7 protein-coding genes are annotated in these 12,353 nt (G+C 70.9%); 5 read left to right on the top strand and 2 right to left on the bottom strand.

The genetic code is table 11. The features are described 5' to 3' along the window. Positions 1-19 precede the first annotated feature (19 nt). Positions 20-2,728 carry a pyruvate, phosphate dikinase gene (ppdK, locus tag ABTY04_RS10450; protein ID WP_352212945.1) on the bottom strand — a complete coding sequence of 903 codons (2,709 nt, stop codon included), beginning with the start codon at positions 2,726-2,728 and terminating at the stop codon, positions 20-22. Between the two features lie 284 nt (positions 2,729-3,012). On the opposite strand from ppdK, the gene ABTY04_RS10445 reads away from it, so the two are divergent. Then, the gene (locus ABTY04_RS10445; protein WP_352212944.1) at positions 3,013-3,888 is read left to right on the top strand and encodes a universal stress protein; all 876 of its coding nucleotides are present in this window, start codon (positions 3,013-3,015) and stop codon (positions 3,886-3,888) included. A gap of 63 nt (positions 3,889-3,951) precedes the next feature. Here the strand turns inward: ABTY04_RS10445 and ABTY04_RS10440 are convergent, their stop codons facing one another. Further along, on the bottom strand, positions 3,952-4,659 hold the full coding sequence (locus tag ABTY04_RS10440) for a response regulator (protein ID WP_352212943.1): 708 nt from the start codon (positions 4,657-4,659) through the stop codon (positions 3,952-3,954). A gap of 563 nt (positions 4,660-5,222) precedes the next feature. Here ABTY04_RS10440 and ABTY04_RS10435 point away from each other — a divergent pair. The 4 genes from ABTY04_RS10435 to pflA all read left to right on the top strand — a co-directional run bounded on the left by ABTY04_RS10435 (position 5,223) and on the right by pflA (position 12,254). After that, positions 5,223-6,083, top strand: coding sequence for a universal stress protein (locus ABTY04_RS10435; RefSeq protein WP_352212942.1), 861 nt, complete (start codon positions 5,223-5,225; stop codon positions 6,081-6,083). Between the two features lie 230 nt (positions 6,084-6,313). Then, the gene (gene adhE / locus ABTY04_RS10430) at positions 6,314-9,001 is read left to right on the top strand and encodes a bifunctional acetaldehyde-CoA/alcohol dehydrogenase (RefSeq protein ID WP_352212941.1); all 2,688 of its coding nucleotides are present in this window, start codon (positions 6,314-6,316) and stop codon (positions 8,999-9,001) included. A gap of 94 nt (positions 9,002-9,095) precedes the next feature. Next, positions 9,096-11,363 (top strand): formate C-acetyltransferase, encoded by a 2,268-nt coding sequence (gene pflB, locus ABTY04_RS10425; RefSeq protein WP_352212940.1) that lies wholly within the window; start codon positions 9,096-9,098, stop codon positions 11,361-11,363. 81 nt (positions 11,364-11,444) lie between these two features. Continuing rightward, entirely contained in the window at positions 11,445-12,254 is an 810-nt protein-coding gene (gene pflA / locus ABTY04_RS10420; RefSeq protein ID WP_352212939.1) for a pyruvate formate-lyase-activating protein, read from the top strand. Positions 12,255-12,353: the final 99 nt, after the last annotated feature.

Here is a 12,353-nt window from a genome sequence, read left to right as displayed (position 1 = left end):
CCACCCGCGACCGGCCGGCTCAGGTGCTGCTGTCCCCGGACGGCGGCGGGAGCGCGGCACGCCCCGCTTCCAGCCGGGCGACCGGGACGCGGAACGGGGAGCAGGAGACGTAGTCCAGCCCCACCGCATGAAAGAAGTGCACGGACGCCGGGTCCCCGCCGTGCTCCCCGCAGACCCCGGTCGTCAGATCCGGCCGGCTCGCGCGACCTTCCGCGACGGCGATCTCGACGAGCCGGCCCACGCCCTCACGGTCGATCGTCTCGAAGGGCGACCGCTCGAAGACGCCCCGGTCCAGGTACGCCGGGAAGAACGCCGCTTCGGCGTCGTCGCGCGAGAAGCCCCACGTGGTCTGGGTCAGATCGTTCGTCCCGAAGGAGAAGAAGTGGGCCTCGCGGGCGATCCGGCCCGCGGTCAGCGCCGCTCTGGGCAGTTCGATCATCGTGCCCACCGGGCAGTCGAGGGCGACCCCGCTCTCCTTCGCGACGCAGGCGAGCACCGCCTCGACCTCGTCCCGTACCAGTCGCAGCTCCTCGGCGGCATCCACGAGCGGGACCATGATCTCCGCGCGGGGGTCGCCGCCGGCTCGCCTGCGGGCGACGACGGCCTCGGCGAGGGCCCGCACCTGCATGGCCACCAGCCCGGGGACCACCAGGCCCAGCCGCACGCCCCGCAGCCCGAGCATCGGGTTCTTCTCGTGCATCCGCGTCACGGCCGCCAGCAGTTCGCGGTCCCGTGCGGCGGGGATCCTGCCGGCGGTCTCCTCCCGGGCGATCCGGACGGCGAGTTCGGTCCGGTCGGGCAGGAACTCGTGCAGCGGCGGGTCGAGCAGCCGGACGGTGACCGGCAGCCCGTCCATCGCCTCCAGGATGCCGGTGAAGTCCTCCCGCTGCAGGGGCAGCAGCGCCCCGAGGGCCTCCGCGCGTGCGGCATCGGTATCGGCCAGGATCATGGCCTCGACCAGGGGGCGCCGGTCGCCGAGGAACATGTGTTCCGTCCGGCACAAGCCGATGCCCCGGGCGCCGAACCGCCGGGCGCGGGCGGCGTCCTGCGGGGTGTCGGCGTTGGCCCGTACTTCCAGGCGCCGCTCCGAGTCCGCCAGGGTCATCAGGCGGTGCACGTCGCGGACGACCTGCGGAGCTTCGCCGTCGGGTGCCCGTCCGCCGGCCTCGAAGTACCGCATGACCTCCGACTCGGCCAGCGGCACGGCGCCCAGCCGCACCGTGCCCTCCGTCCCGTCCACGGAGACCGTCGTGCCCTCGGTGACGGTCACCCCGTCCGCCGTCGTGAGGCTCCGTTCCTCCAGGTCGACCGTGATGCCTTCCACCCCGCACACACAGACCTTGCCCATGCCCCTCGCGACGACCGCCGCATGGCTGGTCTTCCCGCCCCGGCTGGTCACCACCGCCCGGGCGGCGATCATGCCGGGCAGGTCGCTGGGGCTGGTTTCCAGGCGCACGAGGACCACCTTTTCGCCGGCCCCGGCCCGGCGGACCGCCTCGGCCGAGTCGAACACCACGGCTCCCACGGCAGCCCCCGGCGATGCCGGAACCCCGCGCGCGACCACCTCGCCCACGCCCGGGTCCGAGGTGTCGAAGCGCGGGAACATCAGGTGGACCAGGGCGTCGCCGTCGACCCGGGCCAGCGCCTCCTGCGGGGAGATCAGGCCTTCGTCGGCCAGCTGGGCGGCGATCCCGAAGGCGGCCTGTGCAGTGCGCTTGCCGACCCGGGTCTGGAGCATCCACAGCTTCCCGCGCTCGATGGTGAACTCGATGTCGCACATGTCCCGGTAGCGGGCTTCCAGACGGTCCATGCAGGAGCGCAGCTCGTTGTACGAGCCGGGGTCGAGGTCCGCCAGCCGCTGTAGCGGCACGGTGTTGCGGATGCCGGCGACGACGTCCTCGCCCTGGGCGTTGGGCAGGTAGTCGCCGTAGACCCCCGGCCGCCCGGTGGCCGGGTCGCGGGTGAAGGCGACGCCGCTTCCGGAGTCGGGCCCCAGGTTGCCGAAGACCATGGTCTGGATGGTGACGGCGGTGCCCAGGTCGTCGGGGATGTGCTCGCGGCGGCGGTAGATCCGGGCCCGCTCACTGTTCCAGGAGGAGAAGACGGCCAGGACGGCGCGCTTCAGCTGTTCGGCCGGGTCCTGGGGGAACTCCTCACCGGTCTGTTCCGCAATGATGTCCTTGAAGCACTCGACCAGCCGGATCAGGTCCACGGTGTCGAGCCGGCTGTCGTCGGCGGCCTTGTGCTGCCGCTCCAGAGCGCCGATCAGTTTCTCGAACAGCGCGCCGTCCGCCGCCATGACGGTACTGCCGAACATCTGCACGAGCCGCCGGTACGAGTCCCAGGCGAATCGCTCGCGCTCGGGCGTCTTGCCGAGCCCGAGGACCGCCAAGTCGTTCAGCCCGATGTCGAGGATCGTGTCCATCATCCCGGGCATCGAGAACCGGGCCCCGGACCGTACGGACAGCAGCAGCGGGTCGTCGACCTGCCCGAGCCGCTTGCCCGTCGCACGCTCCAGAGCCGCCAAGTGCCGGGCGATCTGACCGTCGAGTTCCTCCGGCGGCGCACCGGTGGCGAGGAAGACGCGGCAGGCCTCGGTGGTGACGGTGAAGCCCGGCGGTACGGGCAGTCCCATGCGGCTCATCTCGGCGAGGTTCGCGCCCTTCCCGCCGAGCAGCCCGGCCATCTCCCGGCTGCCCTCGCTGAAGTCGTACACGTAGGTCGTCATCGCGTCTGCCCGTCTCCTCGGGGGTGTGCGGGTCGTCGATTCCATCCTGAACGCGCCGGCGCGCACCGCATCAGGGACCTGTAGTCCCCGTCCGGGCCCGACCGGCCCGTGGGCCGGCGGGCGACAGGGGACCGGCCCGAAGAGAGGGACTGTCGGCCCTTTTGTGCCCGAAGGCAGCAGCGGGAACGTCAATCCCGGTGGCAACGGTTGCCCTCGGCCCGGTGCCACACGCTTCCCTGAACCGGTTTCCCGATGCCTTGGGCATCGTTACGAAAGGACCAGCCGTGACACGCACCCTCGTCGTCGGTGTGGACGGATCCTCCGAAAGCCTGGCCGCCGCGGACTGGGGGGCCCAGGAAGCCGTGCGTCGGAACGCACGGCTGCGGATCGTACATGCCTGGCTGTGGCAGCCGCTCGAACTTCCTCTGGCCCAGGAACGCGCCACCGAGGCGGCCCGGGTGCGGGACATCCTGAAGGCGGCCGAGGAAGACCTGGCCGACCGCTATCCGCAGCTCGACCTCACCGCTGATCTGGTCGAGGACGCGGTGGTACCGGCCCTGCTTCAAGCCGGCCGGGCGGCGGAAACACTGGTCCTCGGCTCCCGCGGCCACGGCGCCGTCCTCGGATTCCTGCTGGGCTCCCACGGTCAGCAGGTCATCGCCGCCGCCCAGTGCCCCGTCGTCTCGGTACGCCACGCAAAGGAGGCACAAGGTCTCGGAGCGGGACAGGGCGAGATCGTGGTCGGTCAGCAGGGCGGGGTGGAGGAGTCCGGCGAGGTTCTGCGGTTCGCCTTCGAGACGGCCGCCTCCCGCAACGCCGTCGTGCGCGCGGTGCGGGCATGGAACCTGCCCCCGGTCTACGCCTACAGCCCCGGATCGATGTGGGTCGCCGACCAGTTCGGCGGCCTGGAACCGTACGAGAAGGCCGCACTCGCCCAGGCGCTGGAGCCGTGGCGGGACAAGTACCCCCACGTCAAGGTCGTCGAGCACGTCGAGATGGGCAGCGGCGCGGAGGTGCTGCTGACCACGGCCTCCCAGGCCGGGCTGCTCGTCGTCGGGCGCCGGCGCCGGCAGTCGCACGTGGGCATGCGGATCGGTTCGGTGGCCCATGCAGCGCTCCACCTCGCGCGCTGCCCCGTCGCGGTCGTTCCGCACGGCTGAGCCGCATACCGGTGCCGCGCGCCCACTGCCCGCGCGCGGCACCGACGAGGGGCACCCGCCCGGCTACTCGGCTGTCGGCACAAGGTGACGGCCGTGCGGGGTCAGCGCGTGGCTGGCGAGCACCGCGGCCTGGACCCGCCGCTCCACGCCGAGCTTTGCGAAGAGACGGGAGATGATGTTCTTGACGGTTTTCTCGGCGAGGTAGAGCCGCTTGCCGATCTCACGGTTGGTGAGACCCTCACTGACCAGGACGAGGATCTCCCTCTCCCGGTCGGTGAGACCGGGAAGCCCGGGAACCTGCTCCTCCTTGGGTGCGTCGCCTCGCATGCGGGCCATCAGGCGCGCGGTGGCTCCCGGATCGAGCATCGACTGCCCGGAGGCCACCGCCCGGACGGCGGTCACCAGGTCGGTGCCGGAGATCTGCTTGAGCACGTAGCCGGAGGCCCCCGCCATCACCGCGTCCAGCAGCGCCTCCTCGTCGTCGAACGACGTGAGCATCAGGCAGGCCAGCCCCGGCATCCGCGAGCGCAGCTCACGGCACACGCTCACGCCGTCACCGTCCTGCAGCCGCACGTCCAGGATCGCCACCTGGGGACGCAGCGCGGGGATGCGGACCAGTGCCTGCTGTGCCGTGGACGCTTCACCGACCACGGTCAGATCGGGCTCGGCGTCCAGCAGATCGTGCACACCACGGCGCACGACCTCGTGGTCGTCGAGCAGGAAGACGCTGATCGGCGTCCGCGCGGTGGAGGGGGCACCCTCATCCGTCATCACATTTTCTCCTCGGCCTGGCTGTCCGGAATGCGAACAGACTCCTCATGCTGCCTTTCCCCAGGCCGGACGGACAGGGCCGATCGGCCCTGTCCGGCTTCGGGACACCATCCGTTCGACAGGAATTGTCAGGGAGTTCAGGGCCCTCCTTCGGAAACCTTCGTCCCCTCACCCGCGCACCGCGGCCGCGTGCGTCGGGACCGTCCGGCCCCGGTGTGGAGCCGGTGCCGGGCGAGAGCCGCGTACGGCGCCGATGCGCGCCCGGAGATCGTCCGAGATCTCGTCCAGCCGCATCCGCGGCATCCGGGCCGACGCATCGCCTGTACCCCCGTGACCTCCTCGGCATGCCGTCCACCTCAGGGGCTCGTGGCAAGGAGCGCCGTCGGGCCGCGCATCCGCCCGTCAGCCGCTGCGCCTGGGCAAGTCGGACCCGCCTCAGGGACCTTCGGGGCAGGACCGGGGCTGCTCGGCCCCTGCCCCGGGTCGTGGGCGCGGGGCGAGGCTGTGCCGGACAGCCGGGCTGCGGGAGGTCCGCGGCACGCCGGGGCGAGGGAGGACGCGACATGTCGCACTCAGTGGTGGTGGGGATCGACGGCTCGGCGCAGAGCCGGGCGGCGGCTGAGTGGGCGGCCACCGAGGCCTGTCGGAGCGGTCGAAGGCTCCGACTGGTTCACGTCGGGGCCGCCGAGAACGGGACGCGGGCGCAGCCGGAGAGCGCGGAGGACTGCCTTCCGCCGTCGGTGCTCTCCGTTCGGGACCGCATCGCAGCCGCGCTGCCCGGCCTGGAGCTGTCGTGCGTGCGGATGGGCGGCAGTCCGCCCTACGCCCTCGCGGCGGCAGGCGAGCGGGAGGGGTTGCTCGTCCTCGGCTCGCGCGGGCTCGGCGGCTTCACCGGGATGCTGGTCGGCTCGGTCGGGCTCCATGTCGCGGCCCACGCGCTCTGCCCGGTCGTACTCGTGCGGGCCGACCCGGACGGCGGGGCCGGGGCGGCGGGTGACGTCGTGGTGGGGGTCGACGGTGACCGCCTTGGTGACGAGGTGCTCGCCTTCGCCTTCGAGCAGGCGGCCTGCCGCGGTGCCACCCTCCGCGCGGTGGAGAGCCGCGCACTGCCGACCGGCCCGTACGTGACACGGGCCCCGCTCGACCAGTGTGAGATCAGGGACTCCCTGGCAGAGGCGGAGCTGGTGCGCCTCCAGGACGCGCTGGCCTGCTGGCACGACAAGTTCCCCGAGGTCCGTGTGGAGACCGAGATCACCGCCCACCCGGCCGGCCGGGCGCTCGTCGAGGCCTCCCGGGCAGCCTCCCTCGTCGTGGTGGGCCGGCGTACGCCCGCCCTCCGGGCGGCGGTACACCGGCTGGGGACCGTGGCCCATGCCGTCCTGCACCACGCGCACAGCCCGGTCGCGGTCGTACCGCACGACTGAAGTGGCGACGGCCGGGGGCGACCGCGGCGCCCGGGCCGCGGCCGATGCCGCCCCGGCTGCCCGCGCCGGCAACACGGCCGCGGCCGGGCGGCGGATCAGGGACCTTCGGCCCGAAGCCGTGCCCCAACGGCGGCCTCCCGGCCGGGCGGTAACGCGGCAGGCTTCAGGACAGAGGCGCGCATGACACCGACAGCGCCTGAGACGGTATGACGACCGAAAGGTGGCCCACCATGCCCCGCCGCCCGGAGACCCAGCAGAGGACCGCACCCGCGAGCGCTCCACCCGCCGTGGCCGAGGCCCCGGGCACCGTACGGCCCGCGACCACCGCCCCCTCCGCCGTCGGCGCAATGGTCGGCCACGCGCTGACGGCCCTCACGGCGTACGGGCCGTTCACCCAGCAGCAGGTGGACCACATCGTCAAGAAGGCGTCGCTGGCCGCGCTGGCCGCGCACACCCGGCTGGCGGTGCTGGCGGTGGAGGAGACCGGTCGGGGTGTGTTCGAGGACAAGGCGGTCAAGAACGTCTTCGCCTGCGAGAACGTCACCCATGTGATGGCCAGGACGAAGACCGTCGGGGTGGTGCGCCGGGACGAGATCGACGGGATCGTCGAGATCGCCGAGCCGGTCGGCGTGGTCGCGGGCATCACGCCGGTGACCAACCCCACGTCGACCACGATCTTCAAGTGCCTGCTGGCGCTGAAGACCCGCAACCCGATCGTCTTCGCCTTCCACCCCTCGGCACAGCGCTGCTCGGCCGAGGCGGCTCGGATCGTACGGGACGCCGCGATCGCGGCCGGTGCCCCCGAGCACTGCATCCAGTGGATCGACGAGCCGTCCATGGGCGCCACGCATGAACTGATGAACCACCAGGATGTGGCCACCATCCTGGCCACGGGCGGCAACGCCATGGTCCGGGCGGCGTACAGCTGCGGAAAGCCGGCTCTCGGCGTCGGGGCCGGCAACGTTCCCGCATACGTCGAGAGGAGCGCCGATGTCCGGCGCGCGGTCAACGACATCGTGCTGTCCAAGTCCTTCGACAACGGAATGATCTGCGCCTCGGAGCAGGCGGTGATCCTGGACGGGGAAATCCGCGACGCGGCGCTCGCCGAGTTCCGGAAGCTGAAGGCGCACCACGCGAGCGCCTGGGAGAAGACGCTGCTGGAGCGGTACCTGTTCGGCGCCGGTGACGGGAACTCCTGCGCCGGTGACCGGTTGAACGCCTCGGTGGTGGGCCGCTCGGCCGCGCAGATCGCCGAAGCGGCCGGCTTCACGGTGCCGGCCGACACCTCGGTGATCCTGGCGGACGTGACCGGGGTCGGGCCGCATGAGCCGCTCACCCGCGAGAAGCTCTGCCCGGTACTCGCCGTACTGACCGCGGGCAGTCGCGCCCAGGGGGTCGAACTGGCCGCCTCGATGGTCGAGTTCAACGGGCTCGGGCACTCGGCCGCGGTGCACACCGAGGACGAGGCGTTCGCCGAGGAGTCCGGGCACGCCGTGAAGGCGTGCCGGATCATCTGGAACGCGCCCAGCTCGCAGGGCGGTATCGGCGACGTCTACAACGCGTTCGTTCCCTCGCTGACTCTCGGCTGCGGCAGCTACGGGCACAACTCGGTGGCCGGGAACGTCTCGGCTCTGAACCTCGTCAACATCAAGCGGATCGGGCGGCGCAACACCAACATGCAGTGGTTCAAAGTCCCGCCGAAGATCTACTTCGAGCGCAACTCCGTCAAGTACCTGGCGAGCATGCCGAATGTGCACCGGATCGTGATCGTGACGGACCGGACCATGGTGGAGGTCGGACACCTGGAACGGGTGCGCGGCATCCTGGACCGCCGCTGCGAGCCGGTCGAGGTACGGGTGGCGGACTTCGTCGAGCCGAACCCGAGCATCGACACGGTGCGCAGGGGCGCCGAGCTGATGCGCGCTTTCCGGCCGGACACCATCATCGCGCTCGGCGGCGGCTCGCCGATGGACGCGGCCAAGGTGATGTGGCTGATGTACGAGCACCCCGACGTCGAATTCACCGACCTGAAAGAGAAGTTCTTCGACATCCGCAAGCGCGCCTTCACCTTCCCCGACCTCGGTGAGAAGGCGACGCTGGTGTGCGTCCCTACGACTTCGGGCACCGGCAGCGAGGTCACCCCGTTCGCGGTGATCACCGATTCGGAGACCGGCCAGAAGTACCCGCTGGCCGACTACGCCCTCACTCCCGGCGTCGCCATCTGCGACCCGGCACTGACCACCCACCTGCCCAAGGACGTCACCGCCGACTCCGGCTTCGACGCCCTCACCCACTGCATCGAGACCTACGTCTCGGTCTACGCGAACGACTTCACCGACGGGCTGGCGCTCCAGGGGATCAAACTGATCTTCGGCAGCCTGGAGCGGGCGGTGGCCGACGGCCCGCGCGCCCCGGCGGCCCGGGAGAAGATGCACAACGCCGGCACCATCGCCGGCATGGCGTTCGGCTCGGCCTTCCTGGGCGTGGTGCACGCCATGGCGCACACCCTCGGCGCCACCTTCCACGTCTCCCACGGCCGCACCAATGCCCTGCTGCTCCCACACGTGATCCGCTACAACGGCGCAGCGCCCACCAAGGTCACCAGCTGGCCCAAGTACCGGCACTACGCGGCACCCGAGCGGTACCAGCAGATCGCGCATCTGCTCGGCCTCCCCGCCGCGACCCCTGAGCAGGGAGTCGAGTCACTGGCCCGGGCTGTGGAGGAGCTGCGCGACAAGGTGGGCATCCCTGGCTCGTTCAAAGCGGTCGGCGTGGACGAGGCCGCCTTCCTGGCGGCCCTTCCGCAGCAGGCGATGAACGCCTACGAAGACCAGTGCGCCCCGGCCAACCCGCGCATGCCGATGCTCGCCGACATGCAGCAGCTGATGCGCCAGGCCTACTACGGCGACCAGGCCTGAGGACCACCAGCCCCGATCTCCAGGGAGTCACGGAAGGCCGGGGCCTGTCGACCCGCCACCACGGCGGCGAAGCGATTCGAGACGGGAGCGAGATATGGCTGTGCGACAGGCGGAGACGACCGCCCGGGGTGCCTGGGACGAGTTCAAGGGCGACGCGTGGCGCGACACTGTCGACGTCCGGGACTTCATCCAGCACAACTACACCCCGTACGAGGGCGGGGGCGCCTTCCTGACCGGCCCCACCGCCCGGACGCTCGGGGTCTGGAAGCAGATCACCGACCGATTCCCCGAGGAACGCGCCAGGGGCGTGTACGACGTGGCCCACGACGTCCCCTCCACCATCACCGCCCATGCGCCCGGGTACATCGACCGGGACCGGGAGCTGATCGTCGGCCTGCAGACCGACGCTCCGTTGAAGCGGGCGATCATGCCGTACGGTGGCTGGCGGACGGTCGAGGGCGCGCTGAAGACCTACGGGTACCCGGTCTCACCGGAGCTGGAGAAGGTCTTCACCGAGTACCGCAAGACCCACAACGCCGGTGTCTTCGACGCCTACACCCCCGAGATCCGCGCCGCCCGCAAGGCCGGCGTCGTCACCGGCCTCCCGGACTCCTACGGCCGTGGCCGCATCATCGGCGACTACCGCCGCGTCGCGCTCTACGGCGTGGACCGCCTCATCGCGGTGAAGAAGGAGGAGAAGGCGGAGCTGGACGTCCTCCCCGCCGGACCCCGCTCGCCGGAGGAGACCATCCGGCTGCGCGAGGAGCTCTCCGAGCAGATCAGGGCGCTCGGCGAGCTGAAGGCCATGGCCGCCTCCTACGGCTACGACATCTGCGGTCCGGCCACCAATGGACGCGAGGCCATCCAGTGGCTGTACTTCGCCTATCTCGCCGCCGTGAAGGAGCAGAACGGCGCGGCCATGTCGCTGGGCCGCACCTCCACCTTCGTCGACGTCTACCTCCAGCGGGACATCGAGTCCGGCCTGCTCACCGAGGAGCGGGCCCAGGAACTGGTCGACGACTTCATCATCAAGCTCCGCATCGTCCGCTTCCTGCGCACACCCGAGTACGACGGACTGTTCTCCGGCGACCCCACCTGGGTCACCGAGTCCATCGCCGGCATGGGCGAGGACGGCCGCCCACTGGTCACCCGCACCTCCTTCCGCTACCTCCAGACCCTCTACAACCTCGGCCCCGCCCCCGAGCCGAACATGACCGTCTTCTGGTCGCCGCAGCTCCCGCGGGGCTTCAAGGAGTTCTGTGCGAAGGTCTCCATCGACACCTCCTCCGTGCAGTACGAGTCGGACGAGCTGATGCGCCCGCGCTTCGGCGACGACACCGCCATCGCCTGCTGCGTCTCGGCGATGCCCGTCGGCAAGCAGATGCAGTTCTTCGGCGCCCGCGTGAACCTCGCCAAGACCCTCCTGTACGCAGTCAACGGCGGCCGCGACGAGCAGTCCGGCGCCCAGGTCGGACCCGACACCGGCGCCATCACCTCCGAAATCCTCGACTACGACGAGGTGATGGCGAAGTTCGACGAGCAGATGGAGTGGCTCGCGAACGTCTACGTCCACGCACTGAACGTCATCCACTACATGCACGACAAGTACGCGTACGAGCGCATCGAGATGGCGCTGCACGACCGCGACGTACGCCGCACGATGGCCTGCGGCATCGCCGGCCTCTCGGTGGCCGCCGACTCCCTCTCGGCCGTCAAGCACGCCAAGGTCACCGTCCACCGGGACGAGACCGGCCTCGCCACCGACTTCACCGTCGAGGGCGATTACCCGGCCTTCGGCAACAACGACGACCGTGTCGACGAGATCGCCGTCCGGCTGGTCGAGGAGTTCATGAGGAAGGTGCGGGGGCACCCGACCTACCGGAACGCCGAGCACACCCAGTCGGTCCTGACCATCACCTCCAACGTGGTCTACGGCAAGAAGACCGGCAACACCCCCGACGGCCGCCGCGCCGGCGAACCCTTCTCCCCGGGCGCCAACCCAATGAACGGCCGCGACCGGCACGGCTACATCGCCAGCGCGCTGTCGGTCGCCAAACTGCCGTACGAGCACGCCGAGGACGGCATCTCGCTCACCAGCACCGTGAGCCCGGACGCGCTGGGCCGCGCCCCCGAGGAGCGGATCGCCAACCTCGCGGGCGTGCTGGACGGCTACATGAGCGTCGGCGGCTTCCACATGAACGTCAACGTCCTGAACCGCGCCACGCTCCTGGATGCCATGGAGCACCCCGAGAAGTACCCACAGCTGACCATCCGGGTCAGCGGCTACGCGGTCAACTTCGTCCGCCTCACCCGCGAGCAGCAGCTCGATGTGATCGGCCGGACCTTCCACGACGCGCTGTAGGCGCGACCATCCACGTGATGCCGCCGCCCTCCCCGGGCGCCGGGCGCCGGGCGCCGACATCCACCGTTTCCGGAGACCGTCATGGCCGAACCCGTTGTTCCCGTATGCCCGCCGGACCGCGTGGCGACGGCGGCCACACCGGCCGCCGCCACGCGCCGCCCGGTCGACGGAATGTTCCATTCCTGGGACCTGTCCACCGGCGTCGACGGCCCGGGCACCCGCTTCGTCGCGTTTCTCGCCGGCTGCCCGCTGAGCTGCCTGTACTGCCACAATCCCGACACCCGACAGATGCGGGACGGTCGGCGTGCCTCCGCGGACGCGATCGTCCGCGAGGCCGCCAAGTACGTGGATTTCATCCGGGTCTCCGGAGGCGGAGCCACCGTCAGCGGCGGCGAACCACTGCTCCAGCCGGTCCTCACCGGCGAGCTCCTGCACCGTTTCAAACACGAACTCGGCCTGCACACCGCGCTGGACACCTCCGGCTTCCTCGGCGCCCGCGCCACCGCAGCGATGCTCTCCGACACCGATCTCGTGCTGTTGGACATCAAGTCCTGGGACCGGGTGCTGTACCGGCACCTGACCCGCCAGGAGCTGGATCCGACCCTGCACTTCGCCCGGCGCCTGGCCGACCTCGGCAAGGACGTGTGGGTGCGCTTCGTCCTCGTCCCCGGCCTCACCGACGCCGAGGAGAACCTGGAGGGCGTCGCCGCGTTCACCGCCTCGCTCGGCAACGTCACGCGGGTCGACGTGCTCCCGTTCCACAAGCTCGGCACGGAGAAGTGGCGTGCGCTCGGCCTGGAATTCACGCTCTCGGACACTCCTGTGCCCACCTGCGACCAGATGGCTTCGGCTCGCGCGGTGTTCGTGGCCCATGGTCTGCAGGCCCTCTGACGGCGCGTCTGCGGTGCCGGTGCGGGTCCTGGCCCAGGTCTCCCCCAGCATGCGGCCGGCGAACGGGCTGCCGGGGCGGACCTCGGCCTGCCCGGCGTT

The sequence above is a fragment of the Streptomyces sp. NPDC097981 genome (assembly GCF_040302565.1).
Classification (GTDB): domain Bacteria; phylum Actinomycetota; class Actinomycetes; order Streptomycetales; family Streptomycetaceae; genus Streptomyces.
Note: the sequence above shows the minus strand (reverse complement) of the source record. Positions and strands in the feature narration are given on the sequence as shown.

Coding starts and splice junctions, on each gene's coding strand:
- ppdK (WP_352212945.1), bottom strand. CDS start 2,728: ATGACGACCTACGTGTACGACTTCAGCGAGGGCAGCCGGGAGATGGCC.
- ABTY04_RS10440 (WP_352212943.1), bottom strand. CDS start 4,659: ATGACGGATGAGGGTGCCCCCTCCACCGCGCGGACGCCGATCAGCGTC.
- ABTY04_RS10435 (WP_352212942.1), top strand. CDS start 5,223: ATGTCGCACTCAGTGGTGGTGGGGATCGACGGCTCGGCGCAGAGCCGG.
- adhE (WP_352212941.1), top strand. CDS start 6,314: ATGCCCCGCCGCCCGGAGACCCAGCAGAGGACCGCACCCGCGAGCGCT.
- pflB (WP_352212940.1), top strand. CDS start 9,096: ATGGCTGTGCGACAGGCGGAGACGACCGCCCGGGGTGCCTGGGACGAG.
- pflA (WP_352212939.1), top strand. CDS start 11,445: ATGGCCGAACCCGTTGTTCCCGTATGCCCGCCGGACCGCGTGGCGACG.